Source organism: Psychromonas sp. CNPT3 (genome assembly GCF_000153405.2).
In the GTDB taxonomy this organism is placed as follows: domain Bacteria; phylum Pseudomonadota; class Gammaproteobacteria; order Enterobacterales; family Psychromonadaceae; genus Psychromonas.
Genome location: NC_020802.1, coordinates 1,725,381 through 1,747,053, shown reverse-complemented (window position 1 = coordinate 1,747,053; position 21,673 = coordinate 1,725,381). Strand labels below are relative to the sequence as shown.

The following is a 21,673-nucleotide window of genomic DNA, read 5'->3' as shown; positions in this document are numbered from 1 at the left end:
AAGTGGCACTATTAACCTTACATAATGCGGAGCTCGCCTTTGGAGAGCACCCTTTATTAAATAAAACCAATTTCGTAATTGAACCCAATGAGCGTGTTTGTTTAGTGGGACGTAATGGCGCGGGTAAATCCACGTTACTTAAAGTATTAGACGGTCGTATTCAATTAGATGATGGATCATTATTGATTAACAATGATGTGAAAATCGCACGATTAGAGCAAGATCCACCAAGTGCAAGCACCATGACTGCTTATGATTTCGTTGCCTCTGGTATGGAAGAGGTAGGTGAAGTACTAAAAGCTTATCAGCATCAATTAGTGGTTATTGTTGAAGATTGCAGTGAAAAAGAATTAAATAAACTTGCAAAATTACAAGAAAAATTAGATCAACTTAATGGTTGGCAGCTTGACAGTAAAATAAATCAAATCTTAGATCGTTTAGCAATTTCACCCGACGTCAGTTTAGAAGATCTCTCGGGTGGTTGGTTACGTAAAGTGGCGCTCGCAAAAGCGTTGGTTAATGATCCTGACTTATTGTTACTTGATGAGCCTACCAACCATTTAGATGTTGGCACGATAGAATGGTTAGAGCAATTTTTGCTTAGTTTTAAAGGCTCGATTGTTTTTATTAGCCATGATAGAGAGTTTATCCGCCGTTTATCGACGCGTATTATTGATATCGATCGTGGCAACTTGAGCTCATGGCCCGGTGGTTATGATGAATATTTAGTGGCAAAAGAAGAAGCTTTACGCGTTGAAGAAGAACAAAATTCAGAGTTTGATCGTAAGCTTGCCATTGAAGAAAAATGGATCCGCCAAGGTATTAAAGCGCGCCGTACACGTAATGAAGGACGCGTTCGTGAGTTAAAAGCGCTGCGTAATGAGCGTGCTGATCGTCAAAATGTATTGGGTAAAGCTAAAATCAATATTGATTCAGGCAGTCGCTCAGGAAAAATCATTTTTGAAGCTGAAAATGTTTCTTATGGCTATGATGATAATGCCATTATTAAAGACTTCTCAACGACTATCATGCGCGGTGATAAAATCGCCTTTATTGGACGTAATGGTTGTGGTAAGAGTACATTACTTAAATTGTTCTTAGATCAACTGCAACCTGATACTGGCACCATGAAATGTGGTACTAAGCTTGAAGTGGCTTACTTTGACCAATATCGTGATAAATTAGATCCTGAAAAATCAGTGATGGACAATTTAGCCGAAGGCAGACAAGAAGTTGAAGTAAATGGTATTAAACGTCATGTTTTAGGCTATTTACAAGATTTCTTGTTTCATCCACAACGTGCTCGCACGCCAGTGAAAGCGTTGTCTGGGGGTGAAAAAAATCGCCTGTTACTCGCTAAAATATTTTTAAAACCGAATAATTTATTGATATTAGATGAACCTACCAATGATTTGGATGTCGAAACACTTGAATTATTAGAAGAGTTACTCGCAAATTATAAAGGTACGTTATTACTGGTTAGTCATGATCGTAGTTTTGTAGACAATACAGTAACGCACACTTGGTTCTTTGATGGTAATGGTCACATATCTCAATTTGTGGGTGGCTATAAAGACGCACTACGCCATAAAGAGCAAAGTGAAGCACCGCTACAAATTGATAAAAAAGTGAAAGTGGATAAGACAATAAAAACAAAAGTGCTTAAAGCCACTAAAAAACTGTCTTATAAAATGCAACTGGAGTTAGATGTATTACCGGCTGAGTTAGAGCGTTTAGAAGGTGAAATAAATACCTTACAAAGCAGTATTAATGCGCCTGAATTCTTTAGCCAAGAAAAAATCAGTGCGGATAAAATTTTAGCTGAGCTAACACGTTGTGAAGAAAAGTTAGAGATAGCTTTTGAACGTTGGGAGCACTTGGAAGAGCTACAAAGCGGAGAATGATCGTCAAAATGAAATATAAGTTAAGCTTGCTGAGTGTGGCTTTACTGTCTGCTAGTAATAGTTGGGCAGAAGAGCCTCGAGTCGATGGTCTATCGAAACTGCCTTATTATGAGGCAAAAGTCGTCACGGTTGAGTTACCAGACGGGGCCAAATACGGGCCTTATCCGGTGGCAATGTCTGATGACAAAGAAGCAAAGACAATCGCGACGTATTCATTAAAAGCATCGCTTGATGTGGACATTGATATTGGTTTACCTTTTACGTTTAACCGTACGTGTCAATATGATGAAGCGCTGTGTGAGCTTGAATTTTATGGCAGTGAAAACAGTGCAGATGCGAGTTATTACAATGCTTATCAAGCTTGGCGTAATGCGCGTTTAAACAGTAGTTCTCGTAAAGACAGTTATTTTATGAGCTCTATTATTGACGCGGGAACGGCTGAAGTACAAGTACCTTATGCGCCCGTTGGCGATTCTGATGTAAAAATAACGGCTATATACACAAACGATAACGGTGATAAATTTGTTATTGGTTACGCCTCAGCACCTTATAAGGCCGATGGCTCGCGTACATATGCACGTCGTGCTTTTATAAAGCGTATTGACGGTAATAACCCTATAGAGCTTTTACCAACATTTACGGATGAAGGTGGTTTTAGTAGCGCTTATCAAATAAAAAAAGTGGGCGATAAAGTCTATGTTGTGGGCAGTGGCAGTGTGTCTTTCCCTGATAATGATCCTGACTATTTTAAGCGTTGTTATGTAGAAGGTGACGATACGGATGAGCGTTATGGTTATAATGAGCTGTTAAATTGTCCCGGCTTTGATACACAAGCTTTTCGTTGGGATGTCACTGCTATTATTAATGGTGGAAGCCGTTCTCCCGCTCCGGAAAAGTTGCTTGACTCGTGGATTGAAAATTCGGATAACGCAATATCCACCGCGGTCGCATTTGATATTAATAAAGACGGTGTCGCGGTGGGTAGTTCAAGTTTTGAGTATGAAAATAATCTTGAAGGTGCGCGTATGCGCGCGATACTCATTGAGCCAAGCAATAAAAAGTTAGTCTTGATCAGTGCTGCTACTACGGATATTGAAGATGAAGATGATAATATCTATAACGCTTGGGCGGTTGCTATCAATGATCAAGGTTTAGTGCTCGGAAACCGTGCATATGAGATAGTGAAAGGGCGGAATAAGCCGATTGAATTTTTTCTCTTTGATAAAAAGACAAGTAAAATTAATTTCCCTCTGCTTGATAAAAAAGTGCTGAGTACTAAGCAGCGTTTAGAGGGCGTCAGTAGTTATAAAAGTGGCGCCAATAGCCGGGCTTATGCAATGAATACAACGGGTTTCGTCGTGGGATCTGCTGATGATTACGATCAAAATGATCCTGTTTATGACGGTAAACCGCGTGCACAAACGGCCTTTTTATATGACAAGAAAAGTAATAAAAGTTGGCGTTTGAATGATTTATTATGTACTCAAAAAGCAGATGTAGTTGAAGATATGCATTACCGTTTACGCAGTGCAAGGGTTATCAATGATGAAGGCACGATTTTAGCCGAAGGTTTTGAGTATAAAAGCAAGGATGATTACATTTATAAAGTAAATGCTATCCCTCGCGTCTTTAAGTTAACGCGTAATATAGATGTGATATCTCCGGAAGACAGCCCAAATTGTTGGGATTCGGAATTGTTACAGCAAGAGGACTCTGATTATGAACGTAGTGGTGCGGGGAGTATTTGGTTTACTTTATTGGCACTACCGTTATTGCTAATACGCCGTTTACGGGGTAAAAAGAGCATTCGCTAGGTTAAAGATTGAAGGTAAGCGTTAATGCTTACCTTCAATACTTATTAGCAATAGTATTAGACCTTGTCGTTTTCTAACGTCGGCATCTCTTTTAAGATACCAATTTGATCACGGCCTGCATTTTTAGCAATATAAAGTCCTTTATCTGCAATATTTATCCACTGCTGATAACTTTCTATCTTTTTATTAAGACTCGCAATACCAATGCTGATAGTCAGTTCAATCTCTTTATCTTTAAAAGAGAGCGCTTTGATAACGTCACTGATACGTTTGGCAACCACTTTGGCTTGCTCTAAGTCAGAATCGATTAAAAGCACACTGAATTCTTCACCTCCATAGCGTCCTGCTATATCAATGCTTCGCATTTGCTGCTGGATAGCTTGCGCAACGTCTTGTAATACTTTATCGCCAAAAGGGTGTCCATAAGTATCATTGATATTTTTAAAGTGATCAATATCTATCATGAGTAATGATACATTTTGTTGGGTACGGATGTAGCGTTTATATTCTTGTTGGCAACATTCTTTCCAAAATCCATGGTTATGTAATTGGGTTAGTGAATCGGTGTGGCTATCATGCTCTAATTTTTTATGCGCCTCATGTAATGCGAGGCGGTTTAATGCCACATCTGTCACATCATAAATGATCATACAGATTTGTGTCACCTTGCCGACAATATCAGAAAGCGGTAAAAAAGTGACGTTTTGATACATAAATGTCGCGTTACTGGTAATGGGACGGTAACTTTTAAATTTAAAAAGGTACGGGCGTTGCTCCCAGGTCGTAAACGCTTTATTTTTTAATAACGAGACGGTATCTATTTTTTGTTGTAGCCATCTTTTAGGGATATGCTCAAAGGTATCGGTGAGTTTTTTATCAACAATATGTTTAGTGAGTATGCCAGAGTGGTTTTCCATAAAGCCATTCCACACTTTGACGTTCATATCTAAGTCTATGATCACTAAACCAACATCAATATTTTGGATCATGTCGATCAACCAATGGATCTCTTTTAATTCAATGCTAGCACTCATTAGTCTATTAAGTATCCTATTTTATGGGTGAGGGTTTTAATGGAGTCTTCCGTAAATAACAATAACAAATCACATTTAATATCGTGATGTTCAATACGATAGTTAACTTCAATCGCTAATGTTTTTTTCCAATGTGTTTGTCGTTCTTGGATCAAATCTTCTACCTGACAATGTTGGCCTAAAACACAAGGTTGGCCTTGGCTAAATTGAATATCAAGTTGCTCTGCAAGGCCGTTTAAAAACGCACCAATCAGAATGTTTGAAATATCATTCATCAGCTCAATTTCAATATTATTGGTTAATTCTTCTTCATATTTAAGCAGTTTGGCAATGTCTGCAAAACTTGAGTCATGAAAAATAATCAACGCTTCACCATTGATACCCGAGCTGATAAAGCCTTGGGAAACGGCGGATACATTATCATTATTGGCGATAGAGCTCAGCGCCATGTGTAATTCACTGCTGGCAAGGGTGTTCACATTGGGGATCGGCAGTAAAACAAACACATCGAGTAAACGAGCCAGTAAATCGCCGGCTCGGCCCATGGCAATGTTAGACACTTCTTGTAGTGCTTCACGTAATTCAATATGCCCCGTTTCGATGGCGTCATACGTCTGTTTTTGTGGCGCTATCTCTGAATGTTCATAAAGACCGTAAGTTTTAAGTAGTTTTAGTAAATTTGTTTGATCGATAGGTTTTTGAATAAAATCAAGTGCGCCTAAGGCGCGGACCTTTTTGTGTGCTTCAGGTTGAATATCACCCGAGATGACAATGACTAAGGCTTCTAAATTTTCTTTTTGAATTTTTTCAAGTACTTGATAACCATCCATCACGGGCATGTTGAGATCTAAAAAAACCAGCTCTCCTTTACCCGCTTTTATGGCTTCAATACCGAGTTCACCCTGCTCAGCAAAGCTAATGGTGATATCCCAATCCTCGGGTAATGCACGTGCAATGGCTTTACGCGCGAGGGGTGAATCATCACAAATTAAAACAGATAATGACATTTTTATCCTAGAAAATAGTTTATTATATTTTTGAAACTTAAGTGATAGTAATTATCAGTAAAGATGCTTTGCTTGGTTGTAAGTTTAAGCCACAGATCTAACCTGATCACGCATATACCCATGATACTTCAAGGTGCAAAGTCAGCAAGGAAAATTGTGCCAAGATGCTAGGCATAAAATTGAAGCCTAGTCGTTCTAAGTCGAGATTTTCTAACAACGCAGATGGGTGCGAGTTACCTTGCCCTTCGGGGCGCAAGCTCGACACCCCCCCCTGCGTTGCAACAATCACAAAGGGAATAACCATTTGTTCATGTTACGCCTTGCTCTGGTTACCGAGCTTGTGCCTGACAAAGCACCTTGAAATAACATGGGTATAGATATTCTTTAATAAATTAGCATAATAATGTGATTAATCAATGCGAATAAAGTCGCTGTGTTTATTATCATAAGCATTTATATGAAAAGCATGACACCACGAAGAAAATAGGGTTTAAAATTTAAGCAAAGGGGTTAAAGTCCATTTTAACCTTTACAGTTTATAAAATAAAAATATTAAGCTCTTTTTCGTGCATATTCAATTGCATGAATCATCTCTTGGGTACTTTTTATTTTTCGAACTGCTTGTAAAAATATCAGCGCTTGAGGCTGTTGTAAACGCATAAAAGTGAGCCATTGTTTAATGCGGCTTGGTAAATATTTTTCTTTATCACCGTGTGTTTGTACGATTAAATATTGACTCATTAAAGTGAGAATTTGAGGCCAACTATAAGGCTCTTCAATGCCCTTTATCACTTGTGCCAGATTAGGTGTCGCTAATGCGCCGCGGCCAATCATTAATGAATGGCAGCCACTTATCTCATGGCAGCGCTTTGCGTCTTCGGCGCTAAAAATGTCGCCATTGGCCGTTACCGGTATATCAATAGACTCACGAATTTTTGCAATCCAGTGCCAATGTGCAGGTGGCGCGTAGCCTTCTTCTTTAGTGCGAGCATGTACTGCTAGCTCATTAGCGCCCGCTTCACAAATCGCTTGAGCATTTTCAATGGCCAACGATTTATCTGCATAACCTAAACGTATTTTAACACTGAGAGTTTCGCAGGTATGCATGCTGGCACGCACTTCTTTGACGATCTTGTATAGCGTTTCAGGTGATTTTAATAAAATAGCACCGCCTTTACTTTTATTGACCGCTTTTGCAGGACAACCAAAATTAAGATCAATGCCATCTGAGCCGACGAGTAACGCTTTTCGTGCATTATTGGCTAAGCATTGAGGATCTTGACCTAATAATTGAATACGCACCGGTGTACCTGAGGGTGTTTTACTTTGATTAAAAAGCTCAGGACTCACGCGTCGGTAAACTTTGGCTGGTAGCGTTAAGCTTATAACGCGAATAAATTCAGTGACACACAGGTCAATGCCTCCTAAAGAGGTAAGTAATGCACGCATATGGTGATCCATAACGCCTTCCATCGGTGCAAGAGTGATCTTCATGCTTGGAGCCTTTCATTTTTGGGATGCAAAATTATACACGAATGCCATGCAAATGTGTTTGAATTTATTTATAAAAATAAGGGAGTGAGTGCCTGAGAATACATCTTGGGCTATCATGGGGATACATTGGCGTTTTGTTGTCTTTTTTTACCTAAAAGATCTCTATGATCAAGGAATTCTTAACGCTATTACTTGCACTCTATGTGCAGAGTATTTATTCTAGAGGCATTAATTACATAGGGAATATTTTAGATGAGCGATGATGCATTACAAATAATAAAAAACAGTATAACCACCATTCCGGATCATCCATTACCCGGTATTTTATTTCGTGATATTACCAGTTTACTTGCAGATGCAAAGGCTTTTCAGACGACGATAAATCTATTGATTGCGCGTTATAAAGATCAAAAAATAGATAAAATCGTGGGCACAGAAGCACGTGGATTTATTTTTGGTGCGCCACTTGCAGCCGCGATTGGCGCTGGGTTTGTACCGGTACGTAAACCGTGCAAGTTGCCACGCGATACCATTCAAGAAGGTTATTCTTTAGAGTATGGTAGCGATGTATTACAAATTCATTGTGATGCGATTAAAAAAGATGAACGCGTGTTATTAGTCGATGATTTATTGGCAACCGGTGGCACGGCAGAGGCGTCGGTGAAATTGATCCAGCGTTTAGGCGGTAAAGTGATTGAATCAGTTTTTGTGATTGAATTACCTGCTCTGAAGGGCGCACAAAAAATACATGACTTAGGGGTTCCCCACTATTCTTTAGTGTCTTTTGAAGGTGAGTAAATTTAGTGAGTTATAAAGTATTAGCAAGAAAATGGCGACCACATAATTTTTCAGAAGTGATTGGCCAAGAGCATGTGTTAACCGCATTATCGAATGGTTTAACACAAAATAGAGTGCATCATGCTTATTTATTTAGTGGTACACGCGGCGTGGGTAAAACCAGTATCGCGCGTATTCTTGCGAAAAGCTTAAACTGCGAGCAGGGTGTGACCGCAACACCTTGTGGGCAGTGTGAATTTTGCCTAGCGATTGATGCGGGGCATTTTGTTGATTTATTAGAAATCGATGCGGCATCTCGTACTAAAGTCGATGATACGCGTGAGATGCTTGATAATGTACAATATAAGCCGACAGTTGGGCGTTATAAAGTTTATCTTATCGATGAAGTGCATATGCTTTCTAAGCATAGTTTTAACGCGCTATTAAAGACGCTAGAAGAGCCGCCTGAATATGTTAAATTCTTATTGGCGACGACCGACCCACAAAAACTTCCGATCACTGTTTTATCGCGTTGTTTACAATTCCATTTAAAAGCGTTGTTACCTGAGCAAATTGAAAAGCAACTGCGTTATATTTTAGATCAAGAGCAAGCGACCTTTGATGGTGCGTCGTTAACAGCGATTGCCAATGCAGCGGATGGCAGTATGCGAGATGCTTTGAGCTTAACAGATCAAGCGTTGGCATTTGGCTCCGGTCATATTGAATATCAAGCGGTGCTTAAAATGTTAGGCACGATTGATAATCATCATTTACATTATTTATTGCATTTTATTGCGTCGGGTGATGTGGAAAAAGTCTTTGCTAAAATACAAGAGTTTGTACATTTGGGGGCTGATTTTGCTAAATTACATCAAGAGCTCGCCACATTATGCCATCAAACCGCTTTATTGCAGATGTTAAATCGCCCACATGATGTTAAAAAAAGCACATTACAGTTATTTGCAGATAGGTTAAGCGCTGAAGAATTGCAATTGTATTATCAAATTGCAGTGCAGGGCTATAAAGATTATGCGTTTGCACCGAACGGAAAGATAGCATTTGAAATGACAGTGATGCGTTTGCTTGCCTTTAAACCAGCGCAATATTTGGCGCTTGATGAAAGCCAATTAGGCCTTTTAGGCGAAGCTAATGCCGAGATAAAGAGCATTGAGAGTACGCCGGTTCCCTCGCCTCAAGTAACGGTGTCGCCACAAGCAATGCCGATTGAAGTGAGCGGTGAAAAGACTTCAACGGCGCCTGTGTTAGAAACAGAGATGCCAGACTTTCATGCCTCTCAACCGGACTCTCAATCCTTGCAAGCTGATTTTCAAACCACTCAAAACGAGGTGCCAATTTTAGCAGCGAGTCGTGATGAGCGGGTGATGCCAATGCCAGTTGAAAATACGTTCGTAGAGCAACCTCTTCATCAGGAGATAAGTCCTGCCGAGAGTGCGCTCAATATCAATACGATGGCCCCTCAACAGGCTGAGAATTTTCATCAGGATCTGGAGGTAGCTCCGAGTCCTGACAGTCAAGATCCTGTGCTGCTAGCTAAAAAATCGGTCGAGCAATTAACCCATTCACGTAATATGTTACGTAGCCATCGTTTAAAAAGAGCTGCGCCAAAAAAGCCACTGGCGACAACGTTAGCGACACTTGACGCTGTTGTTGTCGCGCCAGTAGAAAAAAATGCGCCTCATGTTACATTATCAAAGCATAATGTTAACGAGCGCGCTCTAGGCGTAAAAGAGGCGCCTTTACAAAGAGTCGAGCATAGTAATGCTCTAAGTGTCGCGACAAATTCAATTGTGATGCCCGATCAGCAAAATATTGTCATAGCGGAGCACCTGCCAGCCCCCATAGAGAGTCGCGTTGAGCAAGATCAAGATGATTTTGTGCAACGCAGTACGGCGCAAAGTGAGTTTATTGCGCCTGCTTACTTTATTATCGATGCGAATGAGGATGTACAAATTGATGGCGCCCAATATGTAGAAGATAAATTAACCGATCCTTGGTCACTGTTGATATTACAAATGAAGCTTGTCGGATTAGTAAAATTATTAGCGAAAAATTGCGTATTTAAACAGGTAAATGAGCAAGTGTTATTAACCTTGTGCCGAGCGCAACAACATTTATTAAATAACGGCCAATTATGTGAGCAGTTACAGCGATCCTTAAAAGCACACTTAGGTGAGCAAACAACCATGTATATTGAAGTCGGTGAAGTGGCGGGTCAGTTAAGTGCCTTTGAGTTGGAATCTAATATTTTTCAAAAATGTATTGATCAAGCAAAGCAAACGATTTGTGATGATCCCAACATTCAAAAATTTGTCACTGATTTTGATGCAAAGATCTATGCAAATAGCATCATCCCGTTATAATTTTATGAAAATTATATTGTTAACTATAAAAGAGAGACATTATGTTTAGTGGTAAAGGTGGTATGGGCGATTTGATGAAAAAAGCGCAAGAAATGCAAGCAAATATGCAAAAAGCGCAAGCAGAAATCGCAAACACAGAAGTCGTCGGTGAATCGGGCGCAGGGTTAGTTAAAATTACGCTATTAGGCAATCATAATGTGCGTAAAGTTGAAATTGATGACGAGTTAATGAGTGACGACAAAGAGATGTTAGAAGATTTAATTGCGGCTGCGGTTAATGATGCAGTGCGCCGCATTGAAGAAGTTAACAAAGATAAAATGAGTGGCATAACCGGAGGCATGGAATTGCCACCGGGTTTTAAAATGCCATTCTAATATAAAAGATGTTTATCCTTTAGGCGACTAATTTTTAATTTAGGCGTCGCACTGATATAGATGGATCATAGCGTTTAGGGTGTCTGAAAGGGAGCTAAACGCTATTTCTTCTGAGGTTAACGGCCTACCTTTTTACTTTACCAATAAGAATATTATGAGCTCAACTTCTTTACTTGATGAATTGATGCAAGCATTACAATGTTTGCCGGGCGTCGGTCCAAAATCTGCACAGCGTATGACTTACCATCTTCTCGATAAAAATCGCAGTGGCGCGTTAAAACTCAGTCATTTATTAGAAAGAGGGGTGCATGAAATCGGGCACTGTCAGCAATGTCGAACGTTTACAGAGTTAAATCTCTGCTCGCTTTGCAGTAATGAAAAACGTAAAGTGAATGGTCAAATCTGCGTGGTTGAAATGCCGGTTGATGTATTAGCAATAGAGCAAACTGCTTTATTTTCAGGTACTTATTTTGTGTTAATGGGGCATCTCTCGCCGCTCGATGGTATTGGTCCTGAGCAATTAGGGTTAGCATTATTAGAGCAACAAATTTCAGCGCCACACGTGACCGAAGTTATTTTGGCGACCAATCCAACCGTAGAAGGTGAAGCTACGGCCTATTATATTGCGGAGATCGCTAAAAAATTCCATGTCAAAGTGAGCCGTATTGCACATGGAGTGCCAGTTGGTGGCGAATTAGAATATGTGGACAGTACTACCTTGTCACATTCTTTTGCCGGACGATCAGAGATATAATCTGTCTATATTATGTTATCAGCCGATAAAACAGAGCATAAGTTTGTGAAATTTAAAAAGCCAGTCAGAGGATCCTTGGCTTTTTAAATTAAAATCGAGTGATAAAACTCAAAGTATTGTAATAACATCTGCAAATGCTTTTCTTGATTTGGGCAAAGGTGCATTATAGTCTTCACTGCTGTCGCGGTAGCCAATCGCCAGTGCGACATGGCATTCATAACCGTCAAGTTGCTTATAAAACGCGTCAGAAATCAATGCAGTATCAATTCCTTCCATTGTAGTCGAGTCAATATTTAAACGTGCCAGTGTATGCAGTGCATTGCCTAACGCAATATAGGTTTGCGATTTAGTCCATGCTTTATGCTCGCCTTGTGCGTCTTCATTGAGTTCAACAAAGCCATAGGCTGCCAACGCAGCTTCTTTTTGTTCTGCGGGCATTCTTTTATCAAGGATACCTTTATCTATTACGTGTTCATAATCTTTACGCTGATAAGTGGTTTTATGTGCAAATAGGATCACATGTGAAGCTGCGTTAATATGGTGTTGATTAAATTGATGCATATTGACAAAGGTATCACTCATTTTTTGTTTCGCACTATCTGATTCAAGTACAATAAACTGCCAGGGTTGGGAGTTTATTGATGAAGGAGAGAGGCGTAGTGCTTCGAGTAAAACACCAAGATCTTCAGCGCTTACTTTTTTACTAGGATCATATTTTTTAGTGGTATAACGATTTTCTAAATCGGTAATGATTGGGCTTTTCATCTGAGTGTACCTTATCAGTTAATGCATTAACTTATTTTTCATCTTGAAGTGTCATGGCTATATTTATATGCGCAGAGGAATAAGTCAAGTAGTTAACTTTTGGTAACCTAGTCGGAACGGCATAATAATACGTATTATCAATCGTGTGCTGAACTCTGAATGCTCAGTCTTTTTTGTGTTTATTTTGGGTTTTTAGCGCACTGCTAAAGTTTTGGTAAAAGATAAAATATCTCATATATTACTTCCTATTTTCTCTTAAATTAATGATAAAAAAAGGAAATAGTGTGTTCAATTCACCTTTTTGATAAAAAAATAACAAATTATCTTGATGTTTATTGTTAATAGATGATAATTCATATCATTTGTGAGTTTGGAGTTTGTTATGTATCAGTTGGGTAATGAGCAGGAGATCAATTTAAGTAGCGATATTGCAAAAACACTGTTGATCCCTTTATATATGCGTCACAAAGAATCATTACGAGAAAATAAATTTTTTTATGATGAAGTTGCGTGTCAATTAGTCAAAAAAATAAAATATGATTTTTCTATTTTTGATAAGGCGATAGGCTCGTCTGTCGGTTGCGCGTTACGTGCCAAATATTTTGATGAAAAAAGTATAGAATTTATTAACTCCCATACAAACCCCATTATTGTGCAAATAGGATGTGGCCTTGATTCTCGTTATTTCAGAATAGAAAACAAGATAAGCAAAGCGCTGAAATTTTATAACTTAGACCTGCCTGAAGTGATAGATTTGCGTCAAAGTATTTTGATCGAGCCGGATTGCGTTTCTTTTATAAAAAGTTCAATGTTTGAGACAACATGGATGCATGATCTCAAAAAACAACACCCACATGCACAGTTTCTGTTTGTGATAGAAGGGGTGCTGATGTATTTTGATAAAGCGCAAGTACAAGACTTTTTTGAAAATATGGCGCAGATCTTTGATGACAGTGATATTGCGTGTGATATTACCAATACATGGATGAGTGAAAATTCGGGAAAACACGATAGCATTAAATTAACCAATGCGACTTTTAAACTCGCCATGGACGATTTGCATGAGCCAGAACAATGGCATGAAAAAATAAGCTTTGTTTCCTCAAAAAGATTCACAGAATTTCAAGAATGGAAGTTGACGGGACTCTTCAAATATTGGCTAATGAAAAGGCTTTCTAATGTTAATAATGCATGCCGATTAGTCAATTATCATATTAAATAGATAGGCAATGATAATGCAGGCAATAACGCCCACATTATCATTAAATTTACTTACCTAATTTAATCTTACGTGTCGATCCAAATTTATTTTTATTATTTAGCTTTTTATGCGCACTTTTCTTTTTCGGTTTAAATTGATCCAAACCAATGTGTTTAGTTAATGCCACTTGTGCATTACCTTTAGTGGCTGGAAGGCTACTTTCATTGCGTGATGGTGCAGGCACTAAGCAATTTGCACCACGACCAATCAGTTTACGTGCAAGGCCTAAACTTTTTAATACTTCACGAATTTGAGGCCAGTTTTCAGGAATGTGGTAACGCAAAATGGCTTTATGTAATCGGCGCTGTCTTGCCCCTTTGATAGTGATCACGCTTTCACTTTCATTGTTGACCTTATGCAATGGATTTTTTTCTGTGTGGTACATGGTTGTTGCATTAGCCATTGGTGAAGGATAGAAGTTTTGTACTTGATCTAATTTAAAGTTATTACTTTTAAGCCATAACGCTAAATTGATCATATCGCGATCAGTTGTACCCGGATGTGCAGAGATAAAATACGGGATCAAATATTGTTTTTTACCGGCCGCTTTTGAGTATTTCTCAAACATTTTTTTAAAGGCATCATAACTGCTCATGGTCGGCTTCATCATTTTATCTAAAGGACCTTTTTCGGTATGCTCTGGCGCTATTTTTAGATAACCACCCACATGATGCTCGACGAGTTCTTTGACATAACGCGGATCTTCCACCGCGATATCGTAACGCACGCCTGATGCGATTAATATTTTTTTGATCCCTGATAATTTACGAGCGCGGCGATACAAGTCAATGGTATGTCCGTGATCGGTGCTCATATGATGGCAAATGTCAGGAAAAACGCAGCTCAATCGGCGGCACGTTTGCTCCGCTTTGGCGCTTTTACATTTTAAGCGATACATATTCGCCGTAGGGCCTCCCAGATCCGAGATAACCCCCGTAAATCCAGGCACACTGTCGCGAATAGTTTCTATTTCTTTGATAATAGAATCTTCAGAGCGACTTTGGATCACGCGGCCTTCATGCTCTGTGATAGAGCAAAAAGTACAACCTCCAAAACAGCCTCGCATGATATTGACTGAAAAGCGGATCATATCGTAGGCTGGGATCTTCGCGGTGCCATAGGCTGGATGTGGTACGCGTTTATAAGGTAAACCAAATACCGCGTCTATTTCTTCCGTGGTAAGAGGGTATGCCGGCGGGTTAACCCAAAGTAAACGTTTGCCATGAAATTGCGCCAATGCACGTGCACAACCTGGATTCGTTTCTTGGTGTAAGACGCGCGATGTATGTGCATATAACATTTTATTTTGGCTAACTTTTTCATAGCTTGGTAGCAAAATATATGTTTTTTCCCATGGTTTTTTCTTGGGCGTAAGGGTTGGCGCCGGTAAAACTTCAATGATTTGGGTAATGACTTGTGATGCACTACTTTGATCTGCTAATTTTTGAGTCGCACAGGCAACATTGATATCAGCATAAGGGTTAATGATCGGATCAATTTTACCCAGCTTATCAACTTGCTGTGAGTCAAGGCCACTCCAACCGGGTAATGCTTCTTTAAGTAGGAGTGCGGTGCCTCGTATATCGGGCATACTTTGAACGGATTCACCCAAAGAAAGACGATGTGCAAATTCAAGTAAAGGGCGCTCTGCATTACCAAACACGAGAATATCGGCTTTAGAGTCTAATAAAACAGAGTGGCGCACTTTATCGGACCAATAATCATAATGGGCAATACGGCGTAGGCTGGCTTCAATCCCACCAATCAGTACCGGCACTTCTTTATAAGCTTCTTTACAACGCTGTGTGTAGGCAAGTACCGCGCGATCAGGGCGTTTACCACCTTCATTGTTAGGCGTATAAGCATCGTCGTGACGCATTCGGCGCTCGGCCGTATAGCGGTTGATCATTGAGTCCATATTACCGGCTGAGACCCCAAAAAACAGATTGGGTTTACCTAAACGCATAAAATCATCTTTGCTGTGCCAATCAGGCTGCGCAATAATGCCGACGCGGTAGCCCTGAGCTTCTAATGTACGGCCAATCACTGCCATGCCAAAACTTGGGTGATCAACATAAGCGTCACCCACCACAATAATAATATCACAACTGTCCCAGCCTAATATTTTCATCTCTTTACGCGACATGGGCAAAAAAGGCGCAGGGTTTTCTGCTCTTGATTTAAAAGAGGGATAAGAGAAAAGCGGGCGATCCGCTTGCAGAAGATCAAGAGTCATACATATACCTAAACGAGATTAAAATAATAGGCGCGGATTATAGCCTAATGTTTACAATTTCTTAACCTTGAAGTTAATAACTATTAAAAATAAATAGGTGTAAGGGAGAAGATAGGTAAAAAGTTGGTGTGAAGCTTTACGTAAGTGATTTAGATTAGAGGATTATTTTCCGATAAAATCTTTGCAGAGCAAAAGAAGAGATCGCGAAAAAAGTGTTTAATTAAACACTTTTTTCGACTTTATTTTAGCCTTTATAGATTTTTGGGTTAAACACATCACGTAACCAGTCGCCAAGAAGGTTAATAACCAACACTAAACTGATAAGAACGACACCCGGGAATGCGGTTATCCACCATTGTCCTGAGAAGATATATTTAAAACCAGTACTTATTAAAGCGCCTAATGAAGGCTGGTCAATAGGTAAACCAAGGCCTAAAAATGAGAGGGCAGCTTCTGACATGATTGCATTGGCAATTTGCACCGTTGAAATCACTAGAATAGGAGAGAGACAATTAGGCAGTATATGACGGAACATAATACGAAAAGAGTCAAGTCCCATCACTTTAGCTGCTTCTACATATTCTTTATTACGCTCAGCTAATACCGATGCTCGAATAGTACGTGCATATTGTGGCCATTCGGCAACACCAATGATAATAACCAGTATCAGCACCGCATATTCGGAATAAAATTCAGCGCCAAAGGTTGCTTTAAAAATAGCGGAGAAAATAATGGCGACCATCATGGTTGAAAAAGACAGTTGTACATCTGCAAAACGCATTAAGAAACTGTCTATCTTGCCACCAAAGTAGCCGGAAGAAAGGCCAATAATAATACCCAGTACTAATTGTAATGCAACGGCACAAAAACCAATGGTTAATGATAAACGAGATCCATACAAAATAGTTGATAAAATATCACGACCTTGATCGTCGGTGCCTAATAAAAAGCGTTCATCACCATCCACAAGCCAAGAGGGTGGAAGCTCTGAGTCCATCAGATCAATACTCATAAGATCATAAGGATTGGTTGGCGCGATCAAAGGTGCAAAGATCGCTGCCATTAAAAAGGCTAAGAAAAAAGCAAAGCTTAGCATCGCGGTTTTATCTTTTAGAAAATAATAGATAAAATCTGAGTTTTTAAAACGAGTAAAAGCGCTAATAGACTCGTTATTGTCGGTAAGTGTGGAATTCATGTTTTAAGCTCCTTTTCCAGTGATATCAACGGTTGGGTTGATCACACCGTATAAGAGATCGACAAGCGTATTGGTGACAACGAAAATAAGGCCAACAAAAATAACATAAGCTGTGATCAAGGGGGTATCAACGCGGTTAATCGCTTCTAAGAAAAGAAATCCAGTACCGGGCCATTGAAAAACAGTTTCCGTTAATATGGTGTAGGCGACCATCGTACCGATTTGCACACCGCCAACGGTAAGTACGGGAAGCATGGTGTTTTTGAGTGCATGTTGGTAATAAATCTTATGCATTGCAAGGCCTTTTGCCGTTGCAAATTTTACATATTCAGAGCTTAACGCTTCGAGCATTTCGGATCGCACTAAACGAATAAACAGAGGTAGCATGATGGATGCAAGCGAAACACAAGGTAAAATCAAATGCAGTAAGCCATCTTTTGTTAGAAATCCGGTTTCCCAACCTAAAACATTAACCGTGTCGCCACGTCCATACGATGGGAGCCAATTAAGTTCAATAGAAAAAACATACATTAACATGATAGCCGTTAAGAAGACGGGAACAGAAATACCTAAACTACTAAACGTCATTATTAATTTGGTGGTTATATTTTTAGGATGTATAGCGGAATAAACCCCAAGTGGGATGGCAACAAATAAGATGATCAAGGCTGCGCCAAAAACAAGTTCAAGGGTCGCTTGTAATTTGTCTAAAATAATATCGACAACAGGTTTTTTGAAAAAATAAGATGTGCCTAAATCGCCATGCATAGCATTGCCGATAAAACGTGAATATTTGGTGAGATAGGGATCATTTAAGCCCATTTCATCACGTAAAGCTTGACGCTCTGCCATTGATACTGATTGACCCACCATTTCGCGTAGGGGATCTCCAAGGTTATCTTGGATAGCAAATGCGACTAAACTTATTACAAACATAACGATCAATGCTTGTAGCAAGCGTTTGCCTAAAAACGTTAACATTTAAACTTCCTTTAAAATTATGAAAATGTAACAAGCCCTATAGTTAGGGCTTGTTGTTAAAAGAAAATGAATTTCTTTTTATTTTACGACTAAGTCGCCGTAATAAGGGAAGTTAAGTGCACTGACGATAGGTGTAAGATCAATGTTTGATTTTGCGCCCCAAGCCAGATTTTGCCAATGTAAAGGTACAAAAGCCGCATCGTTATAAAGAATTTCTTCTACATCTTGTAACATCTTGCTGCGTTTTGCTGGATCAGTTTCAGAGTTTGCATCTGTCACTAATTGATCCACTTTAGGGTTAGAGTAATAACCACAGTTATAAGCCCCTTTGCCTGTTTTCTCATTACGTGTCATGGTTAAAAATTCAGAGAAGTTAGCTGAATCTTCTGTGTCTGAATGCCAACCAATCATCATCATATCGGCAGAACATAAATCAAACTCAGGCCAGTACTGTGCTTTAGGCATGGTTTTTAGATCAACTTTAATACCAATTTTAGCAAGCATCGAAGCCACGGCTTGGGCGATTTGAGCATCATTAACATAACGGTTACTTGGCGCCATCATGGTTAATTTAAAGCCTTTTTCATAACCTGCATCAATCATTAACTGTTTTGCTTTTTTAAGATCATAACGCGGCACAAGGCTGTCATTGTGACCCGTGTAGCCAGACGGACTTTGCTGAGAGGCTGTTGTTGCAAAACCTTTCATGATTTTTTTAACGATAGCTGCATTATTAACCGCATAAACGATGGCTTGACGCACGCGTACATCTTTAAGGGCAGGGTTACTTTTTTGGTTTAGTTGGAACGAAATAAGACGCGTACCATCTACCGTGATCAAATCAATATTTTTAGTGCTGATCACGCGTTTTTGATCATTTGGTGCAACAGGTTGAATAATATCAACATCGCCTGAAAGCAATGCAGCAACGCGGGTCGCATTTTCTTTGATCGGAACCAATGTCATTTTATCAACATTACCAGGTGATTTAGTATCCCAGTAATCGGCAAAGCGCGTAAACACAACTTTAATGCCTTGTTCTCTTTCCGTTACGATAAACGGCCCTGTACCTGAAACATGTGTTGATGCGTAAGAACTACCATTTTTAACAATGGCACTTTTCTTTTTACCGTTAAAATCACCAGTATAGAATTTTTTATCCATTGGGAAAATATAAGTGGCTGTTTGTAACACGAGAGGGAAAGGCTTAAATGATTTGATTTCAATCGTGTGATCATCAATTTTCGTCATTTTTTCATAAGGAGAAAAAATAGCTTTAAAATCTGAAGAACTACGTAGTCTTTCAAATGTCCAAAGTACATCATCTGCTGTTAATAAGTTACCAGAATGAAATTTTACACCTTCACGTAAGTGAAAACGGAAAGTAGTATCGTCAACGCGTTCCCATGATGTCGCAAGACGGCTTTCAAATTCAAAAGTCTTAGTAAAGCGCACTAATGGATCAAATAAAAGGTGCGACATTTGTATGATACCGCCAGATAATTGCTCATGGGGATCAAGTGAAACTGGATCTGCATCATATGCAACGGTTATATCTGCTGCGACACTAGAAAAACTGAGCCCAGTGGCGAGTATGGCAATCGCAAGTTTCGTTTTCAAAAATTTCATTAATAGCTCCTTTACAGGGAAAATACCCTTATTCTCGTGTTGATTAAAATATAATACGCAAATGCATATGTACTTTAATAATTTCCATCTTTCTTTTTTTTTTACTTTACTTTCAGTCCTTTAAATTCAGGCATTAGTGATATTAAATGCTGGCTGTAGGGATGTTCAGGTTGGGTGAATAGTTTTTCTGTTTCAGCCACTTCTAATAAAGTACCTTGTTGCATAACGCCGACGCGATCACACATTTGGCGGATAACAGGTAAATCATGGCTAATAAATAACATGGTTAAGTTTAATTCGTCTTGTAAATCTTTCAGAAGATTTAATATCTGAGCTTGCACAGAAACGTCCAAAGCGGATGTTGGCTCATCACAAATAAGCAGACGTGGGCGCGTTGCTAATGCACGCGCAATAGAAATACGTTGACGCTGACCACCGGAAAATTCATGTGGATATTTAAGGCCTGCCATGCGTCCTAAACCTACGTGATCTAATAAGTCATGTACGATTTGACGTACTTGCGCCTCACTTGACGCTAAATTATGAAAGCGAATTGGCTCTGCAATAATATTAAAAATCTTCATACGTGGGTTCATTGACGTATAAGGGTTTTGAAAGATCATTTGCATTTGACGTCTAAAAGGACGACGCTCAGATTCTGATTTTAAGGCGCTTAAATCGATACCTTCAAAGGTGATGTTGCCTTCATCTGGGGCATATAAACCGGCAATGACGCGTGCAATGGTTGATTTTCCTGAGCCTGATTCGCCCACCAAACCAAAGGTCTCACCCTCATTGATATGAAAGCTTACTTTATTTGATGCTTGTACATATTCACGGCGACTTGGGAAAAAAGAATCTTTGGTTAAAAAACGCAGGCTGACATTGTCAACATTCAGCAAAGCACCCGTATATTCACGTTGCGCTTCACCTTGGCCTAACCAATGTGTTTTGATATCAAGCTCAGGCAGTGGCTCTGCATCTTCAATATAACTCACCAAAGGAAATCGATGCTGTTTTACATCAGAGCGAGGGACGGCAGAAATAAGGCTACGTGTGTAATCATGTGTGGGATCATCAAGTACATCTTTGGTATTACCAAATTCAACGAGTTCGCCACGGTACATCACGGCAATTTTATCGGTGATGTTAGATACGACGCCCATATCATGGGTTACTAACATACAACCTACATTTTTCTCAACACATAAATTACGGATCAAGGTTAATATTTGATCTTGAATAGACACATCGAGTGCGGTCGTTGGTTCATCTGCAATGATAAGATCGGGCTCACCACAAAGGGCGATGGCAATAACAACACGTTGGCGCATTCCCCCTGAAAATTGATGTGGATATTGTTTAATTCGTAGTTCAGGCTCACTGATGCCAACTTGCTCTAAAAGAGAGAGCGCGCGAGTATAAGCTTCTTCTTTACTGACATCTAAATTGGCAAGGATAGTTTCGGTGATTTGTTTTTCAATGGTAAATAGGGGGTTTAATGAGGTCATTGGATCTTGAAAGATAAAACCAATTTTTGAGCCACGCACTTTGCGCATTTCATTATTACTTAGACCTGAAATCTTTTCGCCATCTAAATAAACCTCGCCACCAGAAATAACACCGGGAGGGCTCAGAAGATCAATGATTGCGTTGCCAACGGTAGATTTCCCCGCGCCTGATTCACCAACTACGCCAACAATTTCACCTCGCTCGATATTAAACGAGAGAGAATTGACCGCGCGATGAACACCATGACGAGATGGGTATTCAATGCAAAGATTTTTTACTTCCAATAAAGACATACGTTATCCCTGTAATGTGACGATTTTTGTACCGACTATAAAGATTTATCCTGTGCAGGAAAAAAGTTCCTTTCGTGAGATTGTTTTTTAAAAAAGAAAGCAATGTAATGCTGCTTATCAGACAAATAGATAGGCTGATCACTTTCTTTTTTTCGCACTTTGTCGTACAAAGTAATGAACAGAATATTTTTGATTTAACACGTTAAAAAAAATGTGATGGTGATGTCATTTTCAATCAAAAAGTGGCAAATTGAAAAGATTT

General features: G+C 39.5%; 16 protein-coding genes. 7 read left to right on the top strand and 9 right to left on the bottom strand.

The window, feature by feature from the left end:
• The first annotated feature begins 2 nt into the window (after positions 1 to 2).
• Together uup and PCNPT3_RS07575 are read left to right on the top strand one after the other, a co-directional pair.
• Positions 3 to 1,904 (top strand): ATP-binding cassette ATPase Uup, encoded by a 1,902-nt coding sequence (uup, locus tag PCNPT3_RS07580; protein WP_015465289.1) that lies wholly within the window; start codon positions 3 to 5, stop codon positions 1,902 to 1,904.
• An 8-nt stretch (positions 1,905 to 1,912) separates the two neighbouring features.
• Positions 1,913 to 3,718: a DUF3466 family protein gene (locus PCNPT3_RS07575; protein ID WP_041771473.1), complete on the top strand. Its 1,806-nt coding sequence runs from the start codon at positions 1,913 to 1,915 to the stop codon at positions 3,716 to 3,718.
• A 56-nt stretch (positions 3,719 to 3,774) separates the two neighbouring features.
• Here the strand turns inward: PCNPT3_RS07575 and PCNPT3_RS07570 are convergent, their stop codons facing one another.
• From PCNPT3_RS07570 to PCNPT3_RS07555, 3 genes are all read right to left on the bottom strand, one after another.
• Complete coding sequence (locus PCNPT3_RS07570; RefSeq protein WP_015465287.1) at positions 3,775 to 4,752, bottom strand: sensor domain-containing diguanylate cyclase; 978 nt, start codon at positions 4,750 to 4,752, stop codon at positions 3,775 to 3,777.
• Positions 4,752 to 5,759 (bottom strand): response regulator, encoded by a 1,008-nt coding sequence (locus PCNPT3_RS07565; RefSeq protein ID WP_015465286.1) that lies wholly within the window; start codon positions 5,757 to 5,759, stop codon positions 4,752 to 4,754. Before PCNPT3_RS07565 ends, PCNPT3_RS07570 begins: the two co-directional genes overlap by 1 nt.
• A gap of 552 nt (positions 5,760 to 6,311) precedes the next feature.
• Positions 6,312 to 7,253, bottom strand: coding sequence for a tRNA-dihydrouridine synthase (locus PCNPT3_RS07555; protein ID WP_015465284.1), 942 nt, complete (start codon positions 7,251 to 7,253; stop codon positions 6,312 to 6,314).
• Between the two features lie 252 nt (positions 7,254 to 7,505).
• Between PCNPT3_RS07555 and apt the strand changes: the two genes are divergently transcribed.
• The 4 genes from apt to recR all read left to right on the top strand — a co-directional run bounded on the left by apt (position 7,506) and on the right by recR (position 11,539).
• Positions 7,506 to 8,051 carry an adenine phosphoribosyltransferase gene (gene apt, locus PCNPT3_RS07550; protein ID WP_015465283.1) on the top strand — a complete coding sequence of 182 codons (546 nt, stop codon included), beginning with the start codon at positions 7,506 to 7,508 and terminating at the stop codon, positions 8,049 to 8,051.
• 5 nt (positions 8,052 to 8,056) lie between these two features.
• Positions 8,057 to 10,411, top strand: a complete 2,355-nt coding sequence (dnaX, locus tag PCNPT3_RS07545; RefSeq protein WP_015465282.1) for a DNA polymerase III subunit gamma/tau — start codon at positions 8,057 to 8,059, stop codon at positions 10,409 to 10,411.
• Between the two features lie 41 nt (positions 10,412 to 10,452).
• The gene (locus PCNPT3_RS07540; protein ID WP_015465281.1) at positions 10,453 to 10,785 is read left to right on the top strand and encodes a YbaB/EbfC family nucleoid-associated protein; all 333 of its coding nucleotides are present in this window, start codon (positions 10,453 to 10,455) and stop codon (positions 10,783 to 10,785) included.
• Between the two features lie 154 nt (positions 10,786 to 10,939).
• Positions 10,940 to 11,539 (top strand): recombination mediator RecR, encoded by a 600-nt coding sequence (recR, locus tag PCNPT3_RS07535; RefSeq protein WP_015465280.1) that lies wholly within the window; start codon positions 10,940 to 10,942, stop codon positions 11,537 to 11,539.
• Between the two features lie 108 nt (positions 11,540 to 11,647).
• On the opposite strand, the gene PCNPT3_RS07530 is transcribed toward recR, so the two are convergent.
• The gene (locus PCNPT3_RS07530; RefSeq protein WP_015465279.1) at positions 11,648 to 12,304 is read right to left on the bottom strand and encodes an NAD(P)H-dependent oxidoreductase; all 657 of its coding nucleotides are present in this window, start codon (positions 12,302 to 12,304) and stop codon (positions 11,648 to 11,650) included.
• A gap of 382 nt (positions 12,305 to 12,686) precedes the next feature.
• Here PCNPT3_RS07530 and PCNPT3_RS07525 point away from each other — a divergent pair, with 382 nt between their 5' ends.
• Complete coding sequence (locus tag PCNPT3_RS07525; protein WP_015465278.1) at positions 12,687 to 13,526, top strand: class I SAM-dependent methyltransferase; 840 nt, start codon at positions 12,687 to 12,689, stop codon at positions 13,524 to 13,526.
• A gap of 46 nt (positions 13,527 to 13,572) precedes the next feature.
• Here PCNPT3_RS07525 and PCNPT3_RS07520 read toward each other — a convergent pair whose 3' ends face one another.
• The 5 genes from PCNPT3_RS07520 to PCNPT3_RS07500 all read right to left on the bottom strand — a co-directional run bounded on the left by PCNPT3_RS07520 (position 13,573) and on the right by PCNPT3_RS07500 (position 21,411).
• On the bottom strand, positions 13,573 to 15,801 hold the full coding sequence (locus PCNPT3_RS07520; RefSeq protein ID WP_015465277.1) for a YgiQ family radical SAM protein: 2,229 nt from the start codon (positions 15,799 to 15,801) through the stop codon (positions 13,573 to 13,575).
• A gap of 244 nt (positions 15,802 to 16,045) precedes the next feature.
• On the bottom strand, positions 16,046 to 16,996 hold the full coding sequence (locus PCNPT3_RS07515) for an ABC transporter permease (protein ID WP_015465276.1): 951 nt from the start codon (positions 16,994 to 16,996) through the stop codon (positions 16,046 to 16,048).
• Between the two features lie 3 nt (positions 16,997 to 16,999).
• On the bottom strand, positions 17,000 to 17,977 hold the full coding sequence (locus tag PCNPT3_RS07510) for an ABC transporter permease (RefSeq protein ID WP_015465275.1): 978 nt from the start codon (positions 17,975 to 17,977) through the stop codon (positions 17,000 to 17,002).
• A 78-nt stretch (positions 17,978 to 18,055) separates the two neighbouring features.
• Positions 18,056 to 19,606 (bottom strand): ABC transporter substrate-binding protein, encoded by a 1,551-nt coding sequence (locus tag PCNPT3_RS07505; RefSeq protein WP_015465274.1) that lies wholly within the window; start codon positions 19,604 to 19,606, stop codon positions 18,056 to 18,058.
• A 101-nt stretch (positions 19,607 to 19,707) separates the two neighbouring features.
• The gene (locus PCNPT3_RS07500) at positions 19,708 to 21,411 is read right to left on the bottom strand and encodes a dipeptide ABC transporter ATP-binding protein (RefSeq protein WP_015465273.1); all 1,704 of its coding nucleotides are present in this window, start codon (positions 21,409 to 21,411) and stop codon (positions 19,708 to 19,710) included.
• Between the last annotated feature and the right edge of the window lie 262 nt (positions 21,412 to 21,673).

Coding starts and splice junctions, on each gene's coding strand:
- PCNPT3_RS07575 (WP_041771473.1), top strand. CDS start 1,913: ATGAAATATAAGTTAAGCTTGCTGAGTGTGGCTTTACTGTCTGCTAGT.
- PCNPT3_RS07570 (WP_015465287.1), bottom strand. CDS start 4,752: ATGAGTGCTAGCATTGAATTAAAAGAGATCCATTGGTTGATCGACATG.
- PCNPT3_RS07565 (WP_015465286.1), bottom strand. CDS start 5,759: ATGTCATTATCTGTTTTAATTTGTGATGATTCACCCCTCGCGCGTAAA.
- PCNPT3_RS07555 (WP_015465284.1), bottom strand. CDS start 7,253: ATGAAGATCACTCTTGCACCGATGGAAGGCGTTATGGATCACCATATG.
- apt (WP_015465283.1), top strand. CDS start 7,506: ATGAGCGATGATGCATTACAAATAATAAAAAACAGTATAACCACCATT.
- PCNPT3_RS07540 (WP_015465281.1), top strand. CDS start 10,453: ATGTTTAGTGGTAAAGGTGGTATGGGCGATTTGATGAAAAAAGCGCAA.
- recR (WP_015465280.1), top strand. CDS start 10,940: ATGAGCTCAACTTCTTTACTTGATGAATTGATGCAAGCATTACAATGT.
- PCNPT3_RS07530 (WP_015465279.1), bottom strand. CDS start 12,304: ATGAAAAGCCCAATCATTACCGATTTAGAAAATCGTTATACCACTAAA.
- PCNPT3_RS07525 (WP_015465278.1), top strand. CDS start 12,687: ATGTATCAGTTGGGTAATGAGCAGGAGATCAATTTAAGTAGCGATATT.
- PCNPT3_RS07520 (WP_015465277.1), bottom strand. CDS start 15,801: ATGACTCTTGATCTTCTGCAAGCGGATCGCCCGCTTTTCTCTTATCCC.
- PCNPT3_RS07515 (WP_015465276.1), bottom strand. CDS start 16,996: ATGAATTCCACACTTACCGACAATAACGAGTCTATTAGCGCTTTTACT.
- PCNPT3_RS07510 (WP_015465275.1), bottom strand. CDS start 17,977: ATGTTAACGTTTTTAGGCAAACGCTTGCTACAAGCATTGATCGTTATG.
- PCNPT3_RS07505 (WP_015465274.1), bottom strand. CDS start 19,606: ATGAAATTTTTGAAAACGAAACTTGCGATTGCCATACTCGCCACTGGG.
- PCNPT3_RS07500 (WP_015465273.1), bottom strand. CDS start 21,411: ATGTCTTTATTGGAAGTAAAAAATCTTTGCATTGAATACCCATCTCGT.